Origin of the sequence: Pseudomonas sp. GV071 (genome assembly GCF_003050835.1) — a bacterium.
In the GTDB taxonomy this organism is placed as follows: Bacteria; Pseudomonadota; Gammaproteobacteria; order Pseudomonadales; family Pseudomonadaceae; genus Aquipseudomonas.
In genome coordinates this window covers 258330-280919 of the sequence record NZ_QAOJ01000002.1, presented here as the reverse complement: position 1 = coordinate 280919, position 22590 = coordinate 258330, and the positions used below count along the sequence as shown (strand labels likewise).

23 protein-coding genes are annotated in these 22590 nt (G+C 62.3%); 7 read left to right on the top strand and 16 right to left on the bottom strand.

What is annotated here, in order from left to right; translation table 11 throughout:
• The first annotated feature begins 189 nt into the window (after nt 1–189).
• The gene (locus C8K61_RS05230; RefSeq protein WP_108095147.1) at nt 190–1638 is read left to right on the top strand and encodes a sodium:alanine symporter family protein; all 1449 of its coding nucleotides are present in this window, start codon (nt 190–192) and stop codon (nt 1636–1638) included.
• A gap of 173 nt (nt 1639–1811) precedes the next feature.
• On the top strand, nt 1812–2816 hold the full coding sequence (locus C8K61_RS05225) for an asparaginase (protein ID WP_371919970.1): 1005 nt from the start codon (nt 1812–1814) through the stop codon (nt 2814–2816).
• Between the two features lie 113 nt (nt 2817–2929).
• Here C8K61_RS05225 and oadA read toward each other — a convergent pair whose 3' ends face one another.
• Nucleotides 2930–4741, bottom strand: coding sequence for a sodium-extruding oxaloacetate decarboxylase subunit alpha (gene oadA / locus C8K61_RS05220; RefSeq protein WP_108095145.1), 1812 nt, complete (start codon nt 4739–4741; stop codon nt 2930–2932).
• 11 nt (nt 4742–4752) lie between these two features.
• Entirely contained in the window at nt 4753–6168 is a 1416-nt protein-coding gene (locus tag C8K61_RS05215) for an acetyl-CoA carboxylase biotin carboxylase subunit (RefSeq protein WP_108095144.1), read from the bottom strand.
• Nucleotides 6169–6330: 162 nt separating this feature from the next.
• On the opposite strand from C8K61_RS05215, the gene C8K61_RS05210 reads away from it, so the two are divergent.
• A complete protein-coding gene (locus C8K61_RS05210; RefSeq protein ID WP_108095143.1) occupies nt 6331–7275 on the top strand; it encodes a LysR family transcriptional regulator in 945 nt (314 codons plus the stop codon).
• Here C8K61_RS05210 and C8K61_RS05205 read toward each other — a convergent pair.
• Together C8K61_RS05205 and hexR are read right to left on the bottom strand one after the other, a co-directional pair.
• Nucleotides 7235–7456: a PA3496 family putative envelope integrity protein gene (locus C8K61_RS05205; protein ID WP_108095142.1), complete on the bottom strand. Its 222-nt coding sequence runs from the start codon at nt 7454–7456 to the stop codon at nt 7235–7237. The two genes, C8K61_RS05210 and C8K61_RS05205, sit on opposite strands and share 41 nt — an antisense overlap.
• Before the next feature lie 138 nt (nt 7457–7594).
• A complete protein-coding gene (gene hexR / locus C8K61_RS05200) occupies nt 7595–8473 on the bottom strand; it encodes a transcriptional regulator HexR (RefSeq protein ID WP_108095141.1) in 879 nt (292 codons plus the stop codon).
• A 175-nt stretch (nt 8474–8648) separates the two neighbouring features.
• Between hexR and zwf the strand changes: the two genes are divergently transcribed.
• Nucleotides 8649–10073, top strand: a complete 1425-nt coding sequence (gene zwf / locus C8K61_RS05195; protein WP_218277800.1) for a glucose-6-phosphate dehydrogenase — start codon at nt 8649–8651, stop codon at nt 10071–10073.
• 161 nt (nt 10074–10234) lie between these two features.
• Here the strand turns inward: zwf and C8K61_RS05190 are convergent, their stop codons facing one another.
• From C8K61_RS05190 to C8K61_RS05160, 7 genes are all read right to left on the bottom strand, one after another.
• Complete coding sequence (locus C8K61_RS05190; protein ID WP_108095139.1) at nt 10235–10864, bottom strand: SCO family protein; 630 nt, start codon at nt 10862–10864, stop codon at nt 10235–10237.
• A gap of 81 nt (nt 10865–10945) precedes the next feature.
• Complete coding sequence (locus C8K61_RS05185) at nt 10946–11347, bottom strand: YbaN family protein (RefSeq protein WP_256589366.1); 402 nt, start codon at nt 11345–11347, stop codon at nt 10946–10948.
• Entirely contained in the window at nt 11340–11933 is a 594-nt protein-coding gene (locus tag C8K61_RS05180; protein ID WP_108095137.1) for a biliverdin-producing heme oxygenase, read from the bottom strand. The genes C8K61_RS05185 and C8K61_RS05180 overlap by 8 nt, the downstream gene beginning before the upstream one ends.
• A gap of 141 nt (nt 11934–12074) precedes the next feature.
• Nucleotides 12075–12974 carry a heme o synthase gene (gene cyoE, locus C8K61_RS05175; protein ID WP_108095136.1) on the bottom strand — a complete coding sequence of 300 codons (900 nt, stop codon included), beginning with the start codon at nt 12972–12974 and terminating at the stop codon, nt 12075–12077.
• A gap of 25 nt (nt 12975–12999) precedes the next feature.
• On the bottom strand, nt 13000–14031 hold the full coding sequence (locus C8K61_RS05170; RefSeq protein WP_108095135.1) for a heme A synthase: 1032 nt from the start codon (nt 14029–14031) through the stop codon (nt 13000–13002).
• 14 nt (nt 14032–14045) lie between these two features.
• Complete coding sequence (locus C8K61_RS05165; RefSeq protein ID WP_108095134.1) at nt 14046–14636, bottom strand: hypothetical protein; 591 nt, start codon at nt 14634–14636, stop codon at nt 14046–14048.
• Entirely contained in the window at nt 14633–15361 is a 729-nt protein-coding gene (locus tag C8K61_RS05160; protein WP_108095133.1) for an SURF1 family protein, read from the bottom strand. Before C8K61_RS05160 ends, C8K61_RS05165 begins: the two co-directional genes overlap by 4 nt.
• 76 nt (nt 15362–15437) lie before the next feature.
• Between C8K61_RS05160 and C8K61_RS05155 the strand changes: the two genes are divergently transcribed.
• Nucleotides 15438–15641 carry a twin transmembrane helix small protein gene (locus C8K61_RS05155; RefSeq protein WP_108095132.1) on the top strand — a complete coding sequence of 68 codons (204 nt, stop codon included), beginning with the start codon at nt 15438–15440 and terminating at the stop codon, nt 15639–15641.
• 9 nt (nt 15642–15650) lie between these two features.
• On the opposite strand, the gene C8K61_RS05150 is transcribed toward C8K61_RS05155, so the two are convergent.
• From C8K61_RS05150 to coxB, 4 genes are read right to left on the bottom strand one after another with little or no spacing between them, the layout of a single operon-like run.
• Nucleotides 15651–16574, bottom strand: coding sequence for a cytochrome c oxidase subunit 3 (locus C8K61_RS05150; RefSeq protein ID WP_108095131.1), 924 nt, complete (start codon nt 16572–16574; stop codon nt 15651–15653).
• A gap of 27 nt (nt 16575–16601) precedes the next feature.
• Complete coding sequence (locus C8K61_RS05145) at nt 16602–17147, bottom strand: cytochrome c oxidase assembly protein (RefSeq protein ID WP_108095130.1); 546 nt, start codon at nt 17145–17147, stop codon at nt 16602–16604.
• Nucleotides 17148–17154: 7 nt separating this feature from the next.
• Nucleotides 17155–18759, bottom strand: a complete 1605-nt coding sequence (ctaD, locus tag C8K61_RS05140; protein WP_108095129.1) for a cytochrome c oxidase subunit I — start codon at nt 18757–18759, stop codon at nt 17155–17157.
• A 10-nt stretch (nt 18760–18769) separates the two neighbouring features.
• Nucleotides 18770–19894, bottom strand: a complete 1125-nt coding sequence (gene coxB / locus C8K61_RS05135; protein WP_108095128.1) for a cytochrome c oxidase subunit II — start codon at nt 19892–19894, stop codon at nt 18770–18772.
• Nucleotides 19895–20289: 395 nt separating this feature from the next.
• Here coxB and C8K61_RS05130 point away from each other — a divergent pair, with 395 nt between their 5' ends.
• Nucleotides 20290–20937 carry a hypothetical protein gene (locus C8K61_RS05130; RefSeq protein ID WP_108095127.1) on the top strand — a complete coding sequence of 216 codons (648 nt, stop codon included), beginning with the start codon at nt 20290–20292 and terminating at the stop codon, nt 20935–20937.
• A 79-nt stretch (nt 20938–21016) separates the two neighbouring features.
• Here C8K61_RS05130 and C8K61_RS05125 read toward each other — a convergent pair whose 3' ends face one another.
• Nucleotides 21017–21751: a carbonic anhydrase gene (locus C8K61_RS05125; protein WP_108095126.1), complete on the bottom strand. Its 735-nt coding sequence runs from the start codon at nt 21749–21751 to the stop codon at nt 21017–21019.
• Nucleotides 21752–21953: 202 nt separating this feature from the next.
• Here C8K61_RS05125 and C8K61_RS05120 point away from each other — a divergent pair, with 202 nt between their 5' ends.
• Complete coding sequence (locus C8K61_RS05120; protein ID WP_108095125.1) at nt 21954–22565, top strand: CDP-alcohol phosphatidyltransferase family protein; 612 nt, start codon at nt 21954–21956, stop codon at nt 22563–22565.
• The last annotated feature ends 25 nt before the right edge of the window (nt 22566–22590 follow it).

Here is a 22590-nt window from a genome sequence, read left to right as displayed (position 1 = left end):
TAGCATCAACTCGCATCACATCGAATCGACCCGCGAAATTGCCTACACGGCGAGCGCTGGCCAACCATGCGCCCCACGAATTTTTCGAAACGTTTTTTCTGCCAGCTGTACTGCCGTACCTGTTACCCGCACTTCGTTAGCTGCAACCCACCTGCTGCATTCGAACAATAAGAGTCGAGGAAACCTCCCATGCTTGAAATGCTCAATGACTTCCTGTCCGGCAAGCTGCTGATCGTGCTGATCGTCGGCCTGGGCAGCTACTTCACCATCCGTTCGCGCTTCGTGCAGTTCCGCCATTTCGGCCACATGTTCAGCGTGTTCAAGCAGTCGTTGCGCAGCAGTGGCGGCCAACTCAGCTCGTTCCAGGCACTGATGTTGAGCCTGGCCGGCCGCGTCGGCGCGGGCAACATCGCCGGTGTCGGGATTGCCGTGACCCTCGGTGGTCCCGGTGCCGTGTTCTGGATGTGGGTGACTGCGCTGGTCGGCATGAGCAGCAGCTTCTTCGAATGCTCCCTGGCGCAGCTGTACAAGCGCGCCGACGGTGACGGCCTGTACCGCGGCGGCCCGGCTTACTACATTCAGCACGGCCTGAAGCTGCGCTGGATGGCCATGGTGTTCGCCGTGCTGCTGCTGGTGACCTACGGTTTCGCCTTCAACGGCCTGCAATCGTTCACCGTGACCCACTCGCTGGAAAATGCCTTCGGCTTCCCGGTGCAGTACACCGGTATCGGTCTGGCCGTGCTGCTGGGTCTGGTATTCGTCGGTGGCATCAAGCGTATCGCCTCGGTGTCCGACCTGCTGGTGCCGGTGAAAACCCTGGCCTACATCGGCGTGACCCTGTACGTGATCTTCACCCAGATCGACCTGGTGCCCGGCATGCTGGTGACCATCGTCAAGAGCGCCTTCGGCCTTGAGCCTGCCTTCGCCGGCCTGCTCGGCAGCGCCATCGTGATGGGTGTGAAGCGTGGCGTGTTTGCCAACGAAGCGGGCCTGGGCAGTGCGCCTAACGTGGCCGCCGTGGCCAGCGTGCAACACCCGGTTGCCCAGGGCGTGGTGCAGGCGTTCAGCGTGTTCCTCGACACCTTCGTGATCTGCACCTGCACCGCCTTGCTGATTCTGCTCTCCGGCTTCTACACCCCAGGTTTTGAAGGTGACGGCATTGTCCTGACCCAAAACTCTCTGGCGGCAGTGGTCGGCGATTGGGGCCGGATCTTCGTCAGCGTTGCCCTGAGCCTGTTCGTGTTCACCTGCATCCTCTACAACTACTACCTCGGCGAAAACGCCCTGCAGTTCCTCCTCGGCAAAAGCCGTGCGGCGCTGCTGACCTATCGCGGTCTGGTACTGGCGCTGATCTGCTGGGGCTCGATGCAGAACCTCTCCACCGTGTTCGCCTTCGCTGACATCACCATGACCTGTCTGGCCTTCGTCAACCTGATCGCCCTGGCCATGCTGATCAAAGTCGGCCTGCGGGTGATGCGCGACTACGACGAGCAACGCAAAGCTGGTGTCGCCACTCCGGTGTTCGACGCCCGTAAATTCGCCGATCTGGACCTGGATCGCGATGCCTGGCCTACCGCGCCACAAGCGCAGGCCAGCAGTGAAGCGATCGATGGGCGGCTGGCTACCAGCCACCGATAAACCCACGCTTCACTTTTCAATGGATGCCGCTCCCGTTTAGTCGCGGGCGCGGCATTCTCGTCTCTGCGGGTTGGCCATGTATGCTGCAACCTGCGTAAAAAGAGCTCGCGGCTAAAGCCCCTCCCACAGGGGATCGCAGTCCCTTGTGGGAGGGGCTTTAGCCGCGATGTTTTTTGATCCCCAATAAGGAATCCGGCATGAAGCTTTTCGTGCTCTATACCGGCGGCACCATCGGCATGCTGCAAACGGCCCAGGGCCTGGCGCCAGCGGGCGGCTTCGAAGCGCGCATGGGCGAACACCTGCAGAGTCTGTCGCCGCCCGTGGCCATCGACTGGCAGTTCCATGAGCTGCTGCCGTTGCTCGACAGCGCCAACATGAGCCAGGCCAATTGGCTGGCGATGCGCGATGTGATTGTCGAGGCCGTGGCCCAAGGCGCCTTCGATGGCGTGCTGGTGCTGCATGGCACCGACACCCTGGCCTACAGCGCGGCGGCCTTGAGCTTTCTGCTGCTGGGCCTGGATGTGCCGGTGCTGTTCACCGGCTCGATGCTGCCGGCCGGCGCCGAGGGCAGCGATGCCTGGGGCAATCTGGTCGGTGCCATGCAGGCGCTGCAGGCCGGGGTCAGTCCGGGCGTGCACCTGTACTTCAATGGCCAACTGATGCATGGCGCGCGGGTCAGCAAGCTGCGCAGCGAGGCATTCGATGCCTTCACCGTGCAGCCGCGTCATCGCGTCGGTGAGCGCGCCGACAGCGTTCCGGCAGCGCTCGGCTACCGGGTGCGCCGTCAGCCAGTGAACATCGCCGTGCTGCCGCTGTACCCCGGCGTACTCGCCAGCCACGCCGAAGCGTTGCTCAATACCGGCGCGCAGGCACTGTTGCTGGAATGTTATGGCGTGGGCACCGGTCCTTCGGACAACGCCGAATTGCTGGCCGTGCTCAAGGCGGCGCATGAGCGTGGTGTGGTGCTGGCCGCGATCAGCCAGTGTCCGCAGGGGCATGTCGAGTTTGGGGTGTATGCAGCGGGTAGCGCGTTGCTCAGTACCGGGCTGATTTCAGCTGGCGGCATGACCCGCGAGGCAGCGTTGGGCAAGTTGTTTGGCTTGCTCGGGGCGGGGCTGAATCAGGCGGATGTGGAGCAGTGGTTTGCGCTCGACCTGTGCGGTGAGCGGGTGTCCTAATCCAAACCACGATCCCGTAGGAGCGGCCGGCCGGCGCTCCGGTCAGCCGCGATTGGCCCGAACAGGCGCCAAAAGCATCGCGGCTGAAGCCGCTCCTACAGAGACCGAAGTTTTTACGCCTCGATTTCCACCAGCACTTCACCTGGATTGACGCGGTCGCCCTTGGCCACGTGAATGGCTTTGACGGTACCGGCAATCGGTGCCTGCACTTCGGTTTCCATCTTCATCGCTTCGGTAATCAGCACGGCCTGGCCGGCTTTGACCACGTCGCCTTCTTTCACCAGCACATCGACGATATTGCCTGGCATGGTGGTGCTGACATCGCCCGGGGCGCTGGCGTTTTTGCGCTTGCTGCCGCCACCGCCACCGACAAATTCGTTCAGCGGTTCGAACACCACTTCTTCCGGCATGCCGTCGATGGACAGGTAGAAGTGCCGCTTGCCGTCGGTCTTCACGCCGACGCCGGTGATGTCCACACGGTAGCTTTCGCCGTGCACGTCGATGACGAACTCGGTCGGTACACCTTCGCCGCCCGCGCTGGCCACACGACCGGCTTCGGGGATCGGCAGCAGCACTTCCGGGGTCAGGGTGCCGGCCGCGCGCTCTTCAAGGAACTTGCGCCCGATGTCCGGGAACATGGCGTAGGTCAGCACGTCTTCAGCCGACTTGGCCACCGCGCCGATTTCGGCGCGCAGCTTGTCCATCTCCGGCTTCAGCAGGTCGGCCGGGCGCACGTCGATCAGCTCTTCGTTGCCGATCGCCTGCCGGCGCAGTTTCTCGTCGACCTGGCCGGGCGCTTTGCCGTAGCCGCCTTGCAGGTACAGCTTCACTTCGTTGGTGATGGTCTTGTAGCGCTCGCCGGCCAGCACGTTGAAGAACGCCTGGGTGCCGACAATCTGCGAGGTCGGGGTAACCAGCGGCGGGTAGCCGAGGTCTTTGCGCACCCGCGGGATCTCGGCCAGCACTTCGTTCATGCGGTTCAGCGCGCCCTGCTCTTTGAGCTGGTTGGCCAGGTTGGAGATCATCCCGCCCGGCACCTGGTTGACCTGCACACGGGTGTCGACGCTGGTGAATTCGCTTTCGAACTGGTGGTACTTCTTGCGCACGGCGTAGAAGTACAAACCGATTTCCTGCAGCAGTTCCAGGTTCAGGCCGGTGTCGAATTCGCTGCCTTTGAGGGCGGCGACCATCGACTCGGTACCCGGGTGGCTGGTGCCCCAGGCGAAGCTGGAGATGGCGGTGTCGATATGGTCGGCGCCGTTCTCGATGGCTTTCAGCTGGCACATGGCGGCCAGGCCAGCGGTGTCGTGGGAGTGGATAAACACCGGCAGCGACTGCTCGGCTTTCAGCGCTTTCACCAACTCGCCAGTGGCGTAGGGGGTGAGTAGGCCGGCCATGTCTTTGATGGCGACCGAGTCGCATCCCATGGCTTCCATCTGCTTGGCCTGGGTGACGAAGGCTTCGATGGTGTGCACCGGGCTGGTGGTGTAGGCGATGGTGCCCTGGGCGTGTTTGCCGGCAGCCTTCACCGCTTCGATGGCGACGCGCAGGTTACGCACGTCGTTCATGGCGTCGAAGATGCGGAACACGTCGATGCCGTTGACGGCTGCCTTGGCGACGAAGGCTTTGACCACGTCGTCGCTGTAGTGGCGGTAGCCCAGCAGGTTCTGGCCACGCAGGAGCATTTGCAGGCGGGTGTTGGGCAAGGCCGCGCGCAGTTGGCGCAGGCGCTCCCACGGGTCTTCCTTGAGGAAGCGCACGCAGGCGTCGAAGGTGGCGCCACCCCAGACTTCCAGCGACCAATAGCCGACTTTGTCGAGCTTGTCGCAGATCGGCAGCATGTCTTCGGTGCGCATGCGGGTGGCCAGCAGCGACTGGTGGGCGTCACGCAGGATGGTGTCGGTAACGTGGATCTTCTTGCTCATGAATGTATTCCTCACAGGCCTGCGTGGGCGGCAATGGCGGCGGCGATGGCCAGGGCCAGCTCTTCGGGTTTGCGCTTGACGGAGTAGTTGGTCAGTTCCGGGTGGGCTTCCACGAAACTGGTGTTGAACTGGCCGCTACGGAATTCCGCGTTACGGAGAATTTCCTGGTAATAGGCGGCGGTGGTTTTCACCCCCTGCAGGCGCATGTCATCCAGCGCGCGCAGGCCGCGGTCCATGGCCTCTTCCCAGGTCAGCGCCCAGACCACCAGCTTCAGGCACATGGAGTCGTAGTAGGGCGGAATGGTGTAGCCGGTGTAGATCGCCGTGTCGGTGCGCACGCCGGGGCCGCCGGGGGCGTAGTAGCGGGTGATCTTGCCGAACGAGGGCAGGAAATTGTTCTTTGGGTCTTCGGCGTTGATCCGAAATTGCAGGGCGAAACCGCGGTACTGGATGTCTTCCTGCTTCACCGACAGCGGCAGGCCGGAGGCGATGCGGATCTGCTCGCGGACGATGTCGATACCGGTGATTTCTTCGGTGATGGTGTGTTCCACCTGCACCCGGGTGTTCATTTCCATGAAGTACACCTCGCCCTCGGCGAGCAGGAACTCCACGGTACCGGCGTTCTCGTAACCCACGGCCTGGGCGGCGCGCACGGCGAGGTCGCCGATATAGGCGCGCTGTTCCGGGGTCAGTTGCGGGCTGGGGGCGATTTCGATCAGCTTCTGGTTGCGGCGCTGAATCGAGCAGTCGCGCTCGAACAGGTGAACCACGTTGCCAAAGCTGTCACCGAGAATCTGCGCTTCGATGTGTTTCGGGTTGACGATGCATTTTTCCAGGAACACTTCGGCGGAACCGAAGGCCTTGGTGGCCTCGGAGATCACCCGTGGAAAGGCCTGCTCCAGTTCTTCGCGGCTGTTGCAGCGGCGGATACCACGGCCGCCACCACCGGAGGTGGCCTTGAGCATCACCGGGTAACCGATGCGGTCACCTTCGGTGAGGGCTTCGTGAATGTCCGCCACGTTGCCTTCGGTGCCGGGGGTCACCGGTACGCCGGCCTTGATCATGCTGCGGCGCGCTTCGGTCTTGTCGCCCATGCGCCGGATCACTTCGGCGGAGGGGCCGATGAACTTGATCCCGCGCTCGGCGCAGATGTCCGCCAGCTCGGCGTTTTCCGAGAGAAAACCGTAGCCCGGGTGCAGGGCATCACAGCCGGTTTCCACTGCCAGGTTCACCAGCTTGCGCGGGTTGAGGTAGCCGGCCAGCGGCTCTTCGCCAATGCTGTGGGCTTCGTCGGCACGCTTGACGTGCAACGCCATGCGGTCGGCATCGGAATAAATCGCCACCGAGCGAATGCCCATTTCGGCGCAAGCACGCACGATACGGACGGCAATCTCGCCACGGTTAGCGATCAGAATTTTCTTGATCACGGAAGCTGGCCCTCAGCCGGTTGAACGGGGCAACGCCAGAAGCGTCAACGTGCTGACACCGTAGCCCCCTGAAACAATTACCTAAAATGATTAATTATTGGGTTAGGCATAAGCGAAGCCTTATAGTTGCGCAACCAGACAGCCACTCAGGGGCTCATAGCGATGCGTAAGTCATTGCTGCGTATGACATTACGGCAGCTGCAAGTTTTCCAGGCGGTGTGCGAAAGCCGCTCCTACAGCCGTGCTGCCGAAGAAATTTCTCTGACACAGCCTGCAGTTTCCTTACAGATTCGCCAGTTGGAAGCGCTGATTGGCCAGCCGTTATTCGACTACATCGGCAAAAAGCTCTACCTAACCGAAGCCGCCGACGCACTGCTGCGCGCCAGCAGCGATATTTTCGGGCGTCTGGAAAGCCTGGATATGCAGCTGTCGGATCTGGAGGGGTCGTTGCAGGGCCAGCTCAACCTGGCGGTGGAATCCAGTGCCAAGTACTTCGTTCCGCACCTGTTCGCCGCGTTCAAGCGTCAGTACCCGGAGGTGAACCTGCAACTGGTGGTGGTCAACCACGCGCAGACCATCCGCCGCCTGAGCGCCAACCGCGATGATTTGTTGATCATGTCCCAGGTGCCGCAGGACATGTCGCTGGAGTTCTTGCCGTTTCTGGACAACCCGATCATTGCCGTGGCGCCGCCCGAGCATGCGCTGGTGGGCCGCGACAACCTCAAGCTGCAGGACCTCTGCGCCTGGCCGCTGCTGGTGCGTGAACCCGGTTCGGGCACGCGCAAAGCCATCGAGGATTACTGCCACCAGAAGCGCGCGCACTTCCAGCAGACCATCGAGCTCGGCTCGATGGAATCGCAACGCGAAGGGGTAATTGCCGGGCTCGGCATTGCGCTGTTGTCGCGGCACGCGGTGCGCCGCGAACTGGAAACCGGCGCCCTGCGCGAGCTGCCGGTGGTAGAACTGCCGCTGATGCGCAGCTGGTGCCTGGTGCACCCGCGCGGCAAGTACCTGTCACCGGTGGCGCAGACGTTCTTCGCCTTTATCCGCGCCGAACGCGCACAGATCAGTGGCTTGGCGGCCCGCTTCGGCGCGGTGCCTGGATAGCGGCAAGGTAGTTGGCGGCAAGCAGGTCGGGGAAGTCGGCCAGCTCGAGTTGCAGGCGGCGCTCGGCGGTGAAGTCTTCAATCGCCCGGCGGTAGGCCATGCGGCGCTGGTCTTCCTGTTGGCGTTTGGTTTTCGCGGCAGCGTTTTCGTAGGGTTTTGCTTCATCCAGATAACGAGTCATGTGTGTGCTCCCATCGTTGGATTCGGGAGTACCAGCCTGGGCGTTGAAGACGACAGTCGTGTGCCAGGTCGATGAACATCCGATGACGGTGGCCCACAAAAAAGCCCGCTTTCGCGGGCTTTTCATTCGAGCGTCGAGTCAGTCGGCGCGGGCATCGTCCGCCGCTTTCAGCGACTTGGGCGACAAACGCAAACTGCGCAAACTGCGCTTCACGCTCTTCAGGTGGTTGACCAGGGTCGGCCCACGGGCCATGGCCACGCCCATGGCCAGCACGTCGATCACCACCAGGTGGGCGATACGCGAGGTCAGCGGGGTGTAGATCTCGGTGTCTTCCTGCACGTCGATGGCCAGGTTGACGGTGGACAGCTCGGCCAATGGCGTCTGGCTCGGGCACAGGGTGATCAGCGTGGCGCCGGTTTCACGCACCAGGTTGGCGGTGATCAGCAGGTCTTTCGAACGCCCCGACTGCGAGATGCAGATGGCCACATCGGTCGGCTTCAAGGTAACCGCCGACATCGCCTGCATGTGCGGGTCGGAGTAGGCCGCGGCCGTCAGCAGCAGGCGGAAGAACTTGTGCTGGGCATCGGCCGCCACCGCGCCGGACGCACCAAAACCGTAGAACTCCACGCGCTGCGCTTGCGAGCAGGCGGCGATGGCGTGTTGCAGGGCTTTGGGGTCGAGCTTCTCGCGCACCTCGATAAGGGTGTGCAGGGTGGTGTCGAAAATCTTCAGGCTGAAGTCGGCGACCGAGTCATCTTCATGAATGGCGAACTGGCCGAAGCTGGCACCGGCGGCCAGGCTTTGCGCCAGTTTCAGCTTGAGGTCCTGGAAACCGGTGCAACCGATGGCTCGGCAGAAACGCACGATGGTCGGCTCACTGATGCCGACGCTGTGGGCCAGATCCGCCATGGAGCTGTGCATCACGGCCGCAGGGTCGAGCAGCACGTGATCGGCGACTTTAAGCTCCGATTTTCGTAACAGGTGACGCGACTGGGCAATGTGTTGCAAGAGGTTCAAGGGTTTGGCTCTTTTGATGAGTTATGATCGGCCGGGCCGGGTTGTAGCGCGCGTGTAGTTATACTACATGACCTCCCCGACGCCCAGCCAAACCACGCACGACGGGCAAAAAGCCGTGCGCTATCCCAGGCCTGCTAACTCCCGGAGGGCTCTTTTGCAAACAATCCCCTGCGACATGCTGGTGTTTGGCGGCACCGGTGACCTGGCGCTGCACAAGCTGCTGCCAGCGCTCTACCACCTGCACCGCGACGGCCGCCTGCACCAGGACACCCGCATTCTGGCCCTGGCCCGCAGCCCGATGGCGCGCAGCGCTTACCAGGCCTTGGCTGAACGCCGTTGCCGCGCCCAGGTGGCGCGTGCCGATTTGGATGCCGCGACCTGGGCAAGCTTTGCCGAGCGCCTCGACTACTTCCCCATCGACGCCTCGCAAAGTGCCGACTTCGGCCGCCTGGCCCGGCACCTCGGGCCGGCCGGCGAGCGGGTACAGGTGTTCTACCTGGCCACTGCACCGAACCTGTTCGAAGACATCGCCCGCCACCTGCGCGTCGCCGGCCTGGCCGGGCCGAACGCGCGCATCGTGCTGGAAAAACCCATCGGCCATTCGCTGGAGTCGGCCAAGGCGATCAACGCCGCGATCGGGGCGGTGTTCGATGAGTCGCGGGTGTTCCGTATCGACCACTACCTGGGCAAGGAAACGGTGCAGAACCTGATGGCGCTGCGCTTTGCCAACATGCTGTTCGAACCGCTGTGGCGCAGCGGGCACATCGACCATGTGCAGATCAGCGTGTGCGAAACCCTCGGCGTGGAAAACCGCGGCGCCTACTACGACCGCTCCGGGGCCATGCGCGACATGGTGCAGAACCACCTGCTGCAGCTGCTGTGCCTGGTGGCCATGGAAGCGCCGGCGCAGTTCAATGCCGAGTCGGTGCGCGATGAAAAACTGAAAATCCTCCAGGCACTGAAACCGATTCAGGGCATGGACGTGCACGACAAGACCGTGCGCGGCCAGTACACCGCCGGCAAGATCGGCGGCCAGGAAGTACCGGCCTATTACTTCGAAAAGCACGTCGACAACGACAGCGACACCGAGACCTTCGTTGCCCTGCAGGTGGCGATCAACACCTGGCGCTGGGCCGGCGTGCCGTTCTACCTGCGCACCGGCAAACGCCTGGCGAAAAAGACCTCGGAAATCGTCATCCACTTCAAGCAGGTGCCGCACCTGCTGTTCGACAACACCCAACCCAACCGCCTGATCATTCGCCTGCAACCCGAAGAGCGCATCAGCCTGCAACTGATGGGCAAAACCCCGGGCAAAGGCATGCGCCTGGCGCCGGTGGAACTGGACCTCAACCTGGCCCAGGCCTTCCGCCAGAAACGTCGCTGGGACGCCTACGAGCGCCTGCTGCTGGATGTGATCGAAGGGGATTCAACGCTGTTTATGCGCCGTGACGAAGTGGAAGCGGCGTGGAAATGGGTCGACCCGATTCTCAAGGGCTGGCAGGACAACTACCAGGACCCACGGCCTTACGCCGCCGGCAGCAATGGGCCGGAACAGGCGCAGAGTTTGTTGGAATTGCAGGGCCGTAAGTGGGCCGAATGACGTAGGTTGGGCTGAGCCAAAGGCGAAGCCCAACGATACGAAACAATCAGCGTCGCCGCTGATGTCGAACAGGACGGGCCGGTGCTGCAAAGCGTGCGGTTTGGCGGCGGTGTCGCGGCCTAGCCTTGGGTATCGTTGGGCTTCGCTGCGCTCAACCCAACCTACGGCTTCACTAGTTCCGGAATCTGCACCGCCAACTTGGCGTTGTTCAACGGCGCGCGAATGAAGCCGCGTTGGGTGCCGTCCGGCCCGATCACCACCAGATTGCCGCTGTGGTCGACGGTGTAGTTTTCCTTGCTGGTGTCACCCGGAATAAACGGAATGCTCACCGCATTGGCGAGCTTCTGGATGTTCGCCAGCTCGCCGGTCAGGCCCTGGAACTGCGGATCGAAGTAGCCGAGGTATTTTTTCAGTTGGTCGGGGGTGTCGCGGTTGGGGTCGACGCTCACCAGCACCACTTGCAGGTTATCCACCGCCTCTTTGGGCAGCTTGGTTTTCAGCTCGCGCAGTTGCGCCAGCGTGGTCGGGCAGATGTCCGGGCAGAAGGTGTAGCCGAAGAACAGCAGGCTCCATTTGCCTTTCAACTGGTCCACCTGCACCGGCTCACCGAGCTGGTTGGTCAGGCTCAGGTCTGGCAGGGTGCGGCTTTGAGGCAGCAGGATGATGCCGGCGTCGATCAGTGCCGCCGGGTCACCGTGGCCTTTGCCACTGAGCACGCGGTTGACGGTCAGGCCGAATACCAAGGCAACGATAGCGACAAGAATGGCGACGGTGATTTGCTTGCGGGTCATAGGCTGGGCAGCTCAAGAGTTCGTAGGCAGAGAAGCGCCAACGGTACCCCATCGCCTGAGCGACCGAAACCGTCAAGCGTTTCAGGATTTGCCTTGTTCCGGCCGTGACCAGATCCACGCCGCGCCACAGCTCATGCCCAGCGCGGCAAAGGCCACCGAGGGCAGGTGATTGACCGTGAGCAACATGATGCCCAACGCCACCAGCATGCTCAGGCTGGCCATCAGCTTGGTGTGCCGGGTGATGACGCCGCCGTCCCGCCAGTTGCGCAGCAGCGAGCCAAAAATTCGGTGATTTTCCAGCCAGGCGGCCAGGCGCGGCGAACTGCGCGACGCCGCCCAGGCGGCGAGCAGAACGAACTCGGTGGTCGGCAGGCCGGGAATGATCACCCCCAGCACCGCCAGCCCCAGGCTCAGGTAGGCCAGCGCCAGCCACAACCAGCGCAATGGCCGGCGTGGGGCCAGCGGTTCACAGGCCTCAGGCAAAGCTGCGTTCCAGGTGGTCGGCAAAGCGGTTGAAGGCAGCGATGGCAGCGGCCTCGGCCTGACGCTCTTGCTCTGCATCCAGCACCACGCCATCGAGCGCGGCCACGAATTTCTTCCAGCCTTGGGCGCGACCGCCTTCGGGTTCGCCGAGGTGACGGGCGCCGAAGTTGTCATTCAGTTCCAGGGCTTCAGCGCGCTTGATCAGAAAGGCCGCACCGAGCTTCGAGCCCTCGGAGACAAATACCCAACCCAGGGCGGCGCCCAGGCCGTGCTGCTGACTACGCACCGACTCATCACCTTGCGGCACCGCGTGGTTGAGGTCGGCCAGGTCCAGGCGCGCCTGTTCAACGCGGGCACGGCTGGGCAGGTCGTCGACGATCTGCGCCAGCTCGGCGTTGCGGTACAGGTTTTCCAGGTCGTACTGGAACAGGTACTGAGCGGCGACGAACTTGGCAAAATTCTCGCGGCTGCCGAACGGGTCGTGGCTTTTTACCAAGGCATCGAGACGCGCGTGCGGCTCGTGGGTCAGGGCGTTCAGGCGTTGCGAGCGCAGGGCGTGGGTCAGTTGGAATTGTTGAGCGGTCATGGGCAGTCTCGACGAAGTGGCTAGGGGCAAGCCCTGGTCCCTAGAAGACGACGCAGACGAGAAAAACCACAGTCGGGGCGGCAAAAAAATCATCACCTCGGTTTGCCGCGCCCACCCGGTCGAGCGTGTTGCCCTCAGTTTTTACTGGCTCAAGAGAAAGTAATGGTCCACCAGCAAGGCGATAAACAGCAGAAACAGGTAGTAGATGCTGTATTTGAAGGTGTTGATTGCCGCATGGGGTTTGCTGTCGAAATACAGCACCCAGCTCCACTGCAGAAAGCGCGCACCCAGGGCCACGGCGCAGGCGAGGTAGAGCAGGCCGCTCATGTGAATCACATAGGGCATCAGGCTGACGGCCAGCAGCACCAGGGTGTAGAGCACGATATGCACCTTGGTGTAGTGCTCGCCATGGGTGACCGGCAGCATGGGGATATCGGCCTTGGCGTATTCCTCTTTGCGGTGAATGGCCAGGGCCCAGAAGTGCGGCGGGGTCCAGGCGAAGATGATCAGCACCAGCAGCAGCGGTTCGGCGCTGACATGGCCGGTGACCGCTACCCAGCCGAGCAGGGGTGGCGCTGCGCCGGCCAAGCCGCCGATAACGATGTTCTGCGGCGTCGCGCGTTTGAGAAAGCCGGTATACAGCACGGCATAACCCAGCAAGGAAGCCAGGGTCAGCCAGGCCGTCAGCTCATTGGTGAAGGCCAGCAACACCACCAGACCGAGCACCGACAGCGCCAGTGCAAAACTCAGCGCCGCCACCGGCGACACCCGCCCTTCAGCCAGCGGCCGTTTATGGGTGCGGGCCATGACTGCATCGATACGCCGGTCCACCACATGGTTGACTGCCGCTGCGCCGCCGGCACACAGGGCAATGCCCAGATTGCCGAACACCAGCACCGTCCACGGCACGCCGGCGCGGGTGGCGAGGAACATGCCGACCAGGGAGGTGATCAGCATCAGCACCACCACCTTGGGCTTGGTCAGCTCCAGGTAGTCGCGCCACAGCGCTTGGCTGTGACCTTCACTGAGTAGAGTAGCCATGGCGTCTCTCCTTCTTTTTTATTGTTCAGGTAGCCGATTGGCTGACCCAATTTTTTGCCGCTGCGTGCGCCGGGTTGGCGGCCGCGCGCAGGCGGTAATTGACTAAAACCAGGGTCAGTAACAGCAACGCACCACCGGCGTTGTGCGCCACGGCGACGGCCAGCGGCAGGTGCAGCAAAACGTTGCTCACGCCCAGGCTGATCTGCACTGCCAGGGCCAACACCAGCAAGCCGGCCAGGCGCCCGTGATGGGCGCGCTGCAGCTGCCAGGCTAGGGCCAGCAAAATCAAAGTGACCAACCCGGCGCCGAGACGATGGGTGAAATGAATGGCGGTGCGCGCATCGCTATCGAGTTGGCCGCCGAGGTAGTTGGGGCCAATGTGCTGGCTCAAGTGAAAGCCGTTGGCAAAGTCCATCTCTGGCCACCATTGGCCGTGACAGGTCGGCAGGTCGATGCAGGCAACTGCTGCGTAGTTGGAACTGACCCAGCCGCCGAGGGCGATCTGGCCGATCACCGCGAGCAAACCCACGGCCGCCAGGCGCCGCAGCTGCACCGGCACCGCCGGCAAACGTTGCAGCCGGCCAGACAGGCGCAGCGTCAGCAGAAACAACAACGCCAAAGTGGTGAAGCCACCGAGCAGGTGCGCGGTCACCACCTGTGGCCAAAGCTTGAGGGTCACCGTCCACATGCCAAACGCAGCCTGGGCCATCACCACGCCGAGCAGCAGCAACGGCAGCTTCAAAGGTTGCCCCGGTTCGCCACGACGGCGCACGGCAACGGCTGCCAGGGCGACAATCAACAGCCCCAGGCTGCCGGCGAAGTAGCGGTGAATCATCTCGTTCCAGCCCTTGTGCGCTTCCACCGGGGCGTGGGGAAAGTTGGCTTCGGCATGGGCCAGTTGTGCCTCGCTGGCCGGCACGCTGATAAAGCCGTAGCAGCCCGGCCAGTCCGGGCAGCCGAGGCCGGCGTGGGTCAGGCGGGTATAGGCGCCAAGCAACACCACCACCACTGCCAGAACAGTGGCGAGCAGGGCTAAACGAAATCCGGGCTTGGCCATGGGGTTCCCTTCTCTCAGCCGATGTTCGAAAGCTTCAGCAGCAGGCGCAGGTCATTGAGGATCGCCTTGCCCTTGGTTTTCGCGTCGTAGCGCAGCACCAGGTTGCCGTGCGGGTCGATCAGCCACAGCTGCGGTTCGGCGCCAGTGGCCGGGGTGGTTTTGCTGTAGGCCTGGGGGTCGAGGCCGTAGCGGTCCAGGCGCGGGTAGTCGCGGGCCAGCTCGGCGTTGTAGGCCTCGCTTACCGGTTGCGCGGTGGCCAGGCCGTGGGTGGCGCGCGAGGCTTCGCGGCCCAGGCCGATCTGCAGTTGGCGGGCCAGGTACACCAACTGGCGGCAGTCATCAGCACAGGCGGCGGGGGCTGTCACCACGATCTGCCAGGTGTTGCCTTCATCGCCTTGAATGCCCAGGTCGGTGCGGCTCTGGCCGTTGCCGATCAGTTCGCCGCTGTAGTTGCGGCCCTCAGGCACCCAGAAGCGGAACTGGTACATGCAGGTGGCCAACACCATCGGGCCGATGGTCAAAGCCAGCAGCAGAATCAGTTGCAGGCGACCTTGGCGGCGTTGCGGTTGTGGCGCGTGGGACATGGGCATCACGGAGCTGGTCATTGTTGTTCTCCCAGAATTGGCTCGCGCTTGGGCGCAGCGTGAAAACCGAAATAGATAAACAGCCCGAGCAGCGCCGCCGCCAGGGCGAACCACTGCACGGCATAGGCCTGGTGCCGCTCCGGCCCCATGGCGACTACCGGCCAGTCGGCCTGGTAGGCTGCGGCGCTGGGCTCCAAGCGCACTTCATAGGCCAGGCCCGCGCGGCCCAGTTGCGTCCACAGCGCCTGTGGGTGCACGGCGTTGAGCAGCAGCGGCCATTGGTTGCTCGGTGCGTCGGCTTGCAGTTGGAAGGTGGCGCCGGGCGGTACATACACCCAGGCGTCCAGATTCTGCAGCGCCGGTGGGGTGCTGAATTGCGCGGGGTTACGCCGGTCTGGCCAGGGCAGCCAGCCGCGATTGACCAGCAGCCACAGGTCGCTGGCCTGGTCGTAGAAGGGTTGCAGCAGCTCGACACCGACCTTGCCGTCGCGGGTTCGGTTGTCCAGCAGCACGCTGTGCTGCTCGTCGAAATAGCCACTCAGGTGCACCCGGCGATAAGCCGCGTCCGGTGTCGTTTCAAGCTCGATAATGCCCATCGGGGCGGCCATGCGCCGCGCTTCATAGCTGACCAGCAACTGGTGTTTTTCCTCGGCCCGCGCCAATTGCCAGAACCCCAGCAGCACAAGCACCGGCAGCAGCACCGCCACCACCAGCGTCGGCAGCCAGCCAGGGCGAAACCGCCTCACTGGACGCGCCCGGACTGCGGCGGGTGACTGGCTATACTCCACGGCATTCCCCTTCCCCATTGGCGAGACTCACACCATGCTCAAAGCGGCAATCGTGTTCATGCTGTTGGCCACCATCGTCAGTCTGTTCAGCGGCCTGTTCTTTCTGGTCAAGGACCAGGGCAACTCATCCCGTCTGGTCAATGCGCTGACCGTGCGTGTGGTACTCGCGGCGCTGACCTTGGCGTTGGTGACCTGGGGCTTTTACAGCGGCCAGTTGGTCACCCACGCTACGTGGTAAGCCTGCGCGCTAAAGCACGTAGACAAAGATAAACAGCCCCACCCACACCACATCGACGAAGTGCCAATACCAGCTGGCCGCTTCGAAGCCGAAGTGCTGCTTCTCATCGAAATGGCCGCGCAGGATGCGGATCAGCATCACCGCCAGAATCAGCGTACCGATGGTCACGTGGGCGCCGTGGAAACCGGTGAGCATGAAGAAGGTTGCGCCGTAGATGCCCGAACCCAGGGTCAGCCCCAACTCGTGGTAGGCCTCGACGTATTCCACGGCCTGCAAAGTAAGGAAGCACAGGCCGAGCAGAATGGTCAGCCCCAGCCAGGCCTTCAGCGCGCCGCGTTTACCGTGGCGCAGGGCGTGGTGGGCGAGGGTCACGGTGACGCTGGAGCTGACCAGCAAGATGGTGTTGATCAGCGGCAGGTGCCACGGGTTGATGATGTCTTTGGGCGCCGGAAACAGCTTGGGGTCGGGGGTGTGCAGCAGCGGCCAGGTGTATTCGAAGTTCGGCCAGAGCATGTGCGCCACGCCCTTGGCACCTTCGCCGCCCAGCCACGGGCCGGCCCAGGTGCGCACGTAGAACAGCGCGCCGAAGAAGGCGATAAAAAACATCACCTCGGAAAAGATGAACCAGCTCATGCCCCAGCGGAACGAGCGGTCCATCTGCTTGCTGTACAAGCCCGAGCGGCTTTCTTTGACCACGGTGCTGAACCAGCCGAACAGCATGTAGGCCACCAGCAAACCACCGATGGAAAAAATCAGCGGGCCGTGGGATTCCGGGCGGGCCGCCTTGAGGTCGTTGAACCAGGTGCCCAGGCCGTACATGGTGGTGAGCATGCCGATGGTGGCAATGATCGGCCACTTGCTCTGGGCGGGAACGTAGTAGTGCTCGTAATCGGAGTTGGGGCTCTTTGGCAGGGCCTCGTCGTGCGTCGCCATCTTATTGTTCTCCTTGTTTTACACCGCTTACTTGGCCGCTATCGGCGCATGGCGAGCAGTGATGTCGAACAGCGTGTAACCGAGGGTCAGGTGGTAGACATCCTTGGGCAGATCACGGTCGACGATGAAGCGCACCTTCATTTCTACGCGTTCACCGGGTTGCAGCACTTGCTGGTTGAAACAGAAGCAGGCGGTCTTGTGGAAATAGGCCGCCGCTTCCGACGGCACGATGCTTGGAATCGCCTGCGCGGCCATGGGTTTGTCGGTGGGGTTTTGGGCGATAAAGGTCATTTCATTGACCGCGCCCGGGTGCACCGTGAGGTCGGCGGCCACCGGGTGAAAGTCCCAGACCATGTCGGCGGCGTTGGTGGCGAGAAACTGCACCTTCACCTGCCGGGCTTCATCCACCTGTTGCTGAGCGCCGGAATACTGCCCAGCGGTTTTGCCATTGATGCCGAAGGCTTTGCACATCACGTCGTAGATCGGCACCAGGGCAAAACCGAAGGCGAACATCACCACCACCAACAGCAGCAGGCGGGTGACCAGTTTTTTGGTGGCGATGCCTTCGCTCATGGCTGGCTCACTTCACTTCCGGAGGGGTAGTGAAGGTGTGATACGGCGCTGGCGAGGGAATGGTCCACTCCAGGCCGTCGGCGCCATCCCAGGGTTTGGCGGGTGCGGGTTTGCCGCCACGGATGCACTTGATCACGATGAACAGAAACAGGAACTGCGTAGCGCCGAAGCTGAAGGCGCCAATCGAGGACACCATGTTGAAGTCGGCGAACTGCAGGTTGTAGTCCGGAATCCGCCGCGGCATGCCGGCCAGACCGACGAAGTGCATCGGGAAGAAGGCCATGTTCATGCCCACGAACGACAGCCAGAAATGCAGCTTGCCGAGGGTTTCGTCGTACATGTGTCCGGTCCACTTCGGCAGCCAGTAATAGGCCGAGGCGAAGATACCGAAAATCGCCCCCGGCACCAGCACGTAGTGGAAGTGCGCCACCACAAAGTAGGTGTCGTGGTACTGGAAGTCCGCCGGGGCGATGGCCAGCATCAGCCCGGAGAAGCCGCCGATGGTGAACAGAATCACGAAGGCCACGGCGAACAGCATCGGTGTCTCGAAGGTCAGCGAGCCTTGCCACATGGTGGTCACCCAGTTGAACACCTTCACCCCGGTGGGCACGGCGATCAGCAGCGTGGCGTACATGAAGAACAGCTCACCCACCAAGGGAATGCCGACCACAAACATGTGGTGAGCCCAGACGATAAACGACAGGAAGGCGATCGACGCGGTGGCGTAAACCATCGAGGTGTAGCCGAACAGCGGCTTGCGCGAGAACGCCGGAATGATCGAGCTGACGGCACCGAAGGCCGGCAGAATCATGATGTACACCTCGGGGTGACCGAAGAACCAGAACACGTGTTGGAACAACACCGGGTCACCGCCACCGGCGGCACTGAAGAAGCTGGTGCCGAAGTGGATGTCCATCAACATCATGGTTACGCAGCCGGCCAGTACCGGCATCACCGCAATCAGCAGGAAGGCGGTGATCAGCCAGGTCCAGACGAACAGCGGCATCTTCATCAGGGTCATGCCGGGGGCGCGCAGGTTGAGGATGGTGGCGATCACGTTGATCGCGCCCATGATCGAGCTGATACCCATCAGGTGAATGGCGAAGATAAAGAAGGTCACGCTTTCCGGCGCGTAGGTGGTGGACAGCGGCGCGTAGAAAGTCCAGCCGAAGTTCGGTCCGCCGCCGGCGGTGAACAAGGTGCTGATCAACAGGCCGAAGGCCGCCGGCAGCAGCCAGAAGCTGAAGTTGTTCATCCGTGGCAGGGCCATGTCGGGCGCCCCGACCATCAGCGGAATCATCCAGTTGGCCAGGCCGACGAAGGCCGGCATCACCGCGCCGAACACCATCACCAGGCCGTGCATGGTGGTCATCTGGTTGAAGAACGCCGGCTCGACGATCTGCAGCCCCGGTTGGAACAACTCGGCGCGGATCACCATGGCGAACGAGCCGCCAATCAGAAACATGGCAAAGCTGAACCACAGGTACATGGTGCCAATGTCTTTATGGTTGGTGGTCAGCACCCAACGCATCAAACCCTTGGCGGGGCCATGGTGGCCGTGGTCATGGTCATCGGCGTGCCCAGCATGGCCAGGCTCAATCACTGCACTCATGGTGGGGCTCCTATTTGTTCGCCTGTTTCAGGGCCAGAACGTCTTTCGGGGTGACCATGTCACCGACGTTGTTGCCCCACGCATTACGCTCGTAGGTGATCACCGCGGCGATATCGACTTCCGACAACTGCTTGCCGAAGGCGGCCATGGCGGTGCCCGGCTTGCCGAAGAACACGGTGTGCAGGTGGTCTTCTTTCGGCCCGGTGGCGACTTTGGAGCCCTTGAGTGCCGGGAACATCGGCGGCAGGCCCTGGCCTTCGGCCTGGTGACAGGCGGCGCAGGTGGTGTGGTAGATCTTGTCGCCGCGCTCAACCAGCTCTTCGCGGGTCCATTCCTTGCTGGTCAGTTCTTTCATCGCCAGCGCTTCCTGCTTGCGCTCGTCCAGCCACTTGGCGAAATCCTCTTTGGATTTGACCTCGACCACGATCGGCATAAAACCGTGGTCCTTGCCGCACAGCTCGGCGCATTGGCCACGGTAGATGCCGGGCTTCTCGACCTTGGTCCAGGCTTCGTTGACGAAGCCGGGAATGGCGTCGCGCTTCACTGCCAGTGCCGGCACCCACCAGGAGTGGATCACGTCGGCTGCGGTAATCAGAAAACGCACCTTGGTGTTGGCCGGGATCACCAATGGCTGATCGACTTCGAGCAGGTAATGCTCGTCTTTCGGCGCCTGGTTATGGATCTGCTCGGTGGGGGTGGCCAGGTTGCTGAAGAACTCCACCTCCTGACCGAGGTATTTGTAATTCCACTTCCACTGGTAACCGGTGATCTGGATATCCAGCTCCGACTCGCTGCTGTCGTAGATGTTGATCAGCGTCTTGGTCGCCGGAACGGCCATCGCCACCAGAATCACGAACGGCACGACGGTCCAGAGAATCTCCACCGTGGTGCTTTCATGAAAGTGCGAGGCGACCTGGCCGGTGGAGCGTCGGTGTACCAGCATCGACCAGAACATCGCGCCGAATACCAGCACGCCGATAACGGCGCAGATCAGGAAGATTGTCATGTGCAGATCGAACACGGCGTTACTGGTTGCCGTTGCACCCTGCGTCATATTCACGGTCCAGGCAGCGTGCGCCTGGCTGAATACCGACCACAGCAGGAGGCCCATCCAAACTCGTGGATGTCGCATCATTGCGGGTTCCCCTTATCGTTCTTGTTATCCCGCCGGCTGGGCCTGCGGCGAAGGGAGCGTCGAGCTAGAAAACTGACTTAGCTGTCGCACCCATTCCTTGCCTTGGCTCAGTCCGGGTTCATCAGGTCATGTCTTTCGCTTCGGAGTATAGCCAGCGACTTCGACCTCGCAACGTCGAAGCAAAAAAGACAATTGGCAGCCAAGGCTTGAGCTAAAGCCCGCGGTTCTATTGGCTTGGGAAAAGGTGTAACGCCAGCGTTATAACGGCCTCGACGGTAAAGATTATGCAATTATGACAATCGCGTCTTAGCATCTGCGCAGTGCCAGCTAATGTTCCTGTCTTCCACCGGGTGACAGAACCTTCTTACATACATGTCCTTTGTTCGGGAGCAGTCATGAAAACCGCCGCATTGCGCGAGCTGATTCAACGCGCACACCAACACGAAGCTGAAAGCGCGCACCTGGCCAATCAGCTCGAAGGAAAAATTGCTGACCTGCACCGCGCCATTCGCCTGCCAGCTGCTGACGGCAAAGGCGCGCTGGTGCGGTTCGTCGCCGCCTACATCGACCAGGTTCCGGACATTCTTGACGCCGCCAACCAGGTGGCGCGAGACGCTGGCATCGAAGGGCAGATCAAGCCGGTGCTGAAAGTCGCCGAAGAGTTCTTCCTCCACCCGCCCGCGCTGATGGCCGGCCATGAAGGGTTGGATGGCATGCTCGACGAAGCCTACCTGGCGCACCGCCTGGTGGAAGAAGTGAACGACCGCTACATCACCCACCTGGGCCAGCCGCTGATTCCGCTGGATACCACCGTGGCCAACCTGATTGCTCACCAACTGATCGGCGAACCCTTCGCCAACCAACTGGACGAAGCCGTACACCACGCCGTGGACGGGATGCTCGATGCGAGCATCTTCGAACAGGCTTCGGTGCAGGCCTATCGCGGCCGCTTGAGCAGCCCCAATACCCACGCGGCCTGGCAGCAGTGGCCTTGCCTGTCACGGCAGTTGGGGGTGGAGTTGCAGTTGCAGGAAGTGGTGTAAACACCGTCCCGTAGGGTGTGCTGCGCGCACCAAGCGATTACCGAGTAAACGCCAGGGTGCGCATAGCACACCCTACGACCTATTGCGGGGAGTACCGCGGGCGCGGCGTGGCCATCGGAATCGGGCTGGTGCCATCCAGCGGCAGAAACTCCGCCCGCTCGGCGTCATAAGCGCGGATCTCGCTGGTATCGATGCTGTACACCCAGCCGTGAATGAACAACTGCCCGCTGGCCATCCGCGAGGCCACCGATGGGTGGGTGCGCAGGTGTTGCAGCTGCGCCACCACGTTCTCTTCGGTCAGCACGCCAAGGGTTTCATGCTCGGTGCCGCAGCTGCAGTTGTCGGCGACCATGATCTTGGCCACCTCGGCATGGCGTAACCAGGCTTTTACCGTCGGCATTTTTTCCAGGGTGTCGGGATTCATCACCGCGCGCATGGCACCGCAATCGGAGTGGCCGCACACGATGATGTGGTGCACGCCCAGGGCCAGCACCGCGTATTCGATGGCGGTGGAAACCCCACCGTTCATTTGCCCATAAGGCGGCACCACGTTGCCGACGTTACGGGTTACGAACAAATCGCCTGGCGAGCTCTGGGTAATCAATTCGGGAACGATGCGCGAGTCGGCGCAGGTGATGAACATCGCCCGTGGGCGCTGAGCCGTGGCGAGCTTTTGAAACAGCTCCTGCTGCTGGGGGAAGACGTCCGTGCGAAACCGTTGAAAACCCGCAACGATCTGCTGCAACGCCTCATCGGCGCCCTCGCCTTCGGCCTGGTCGAGGCGATCGAGGTTTTGTTGGTCGCGCGTGTTCATGGAAGCACTCCTGAGCGAGAAACGAGGGAACGGGATGACTATAGCCGGGCCGATATTGTTCCAGCTTCGCCGTTCAGCGGCCACCCTCCAGCCGTTGCTCGGCTAAACAGCACCACCCAACCGGCGCGGTGTGACCAATTCCCGGCAGCGGCGTTCTGTTCTGCGTACAGTCCTTCGAGGCTCTTTTCACTGCGAGCGCCCCATGCCGTCGATCTACGATCTCAAACCCCGCTTTCAGAATCTGCTGCGCCCCTCCGTTACCCGTCTGCATGCCCGCGGCGTCACCGCCAATCAGGTGACGCTGTTTGCCTGTGCTATTTCGATTGTGGTCGGCGCGGTGGTGGCGATATTGGCGGAGCACCGTGCGGTGTTTGCGCTCTTACCGCTGTGGATGCTGCTGCGCATGGGCCTGAATGCGGTGGATGGCATGCTGGCTCGCGAATTTGGCCAGCAATCGCGCCTGGGGGCCTATCTCAACGAAATTGCCGATCTGGTTGCCGATGCCGCGCTGTATCTGCCGTTTGCTTGCCTGGCCGGGGTGTATGGCGCTGCTGTCGGCGCCGTGGTGCTGTTGGCCTGGCTGAGTGAATACGCCGGCGTGCTGGGGCTGATGGTCGGTGCTTCGCGCCGTTACGACGGGCCGATGGGCAAGAGTGATCGCGCGTTTGTCTTCGGCCTGCTGGGCTTTCTGCTGGCCATTGGCATTCCGGTCGCACCCTGGCTGACGTCCGTCATGGCCGTGCTGGCCGCCTTGCTGGTGTACACCACTTACAACCGCGTGAAGCGCGGGCTGGCTGAGCGACCTGCCAGCTAACCTCAATTCATTACTGGAGTTCTAC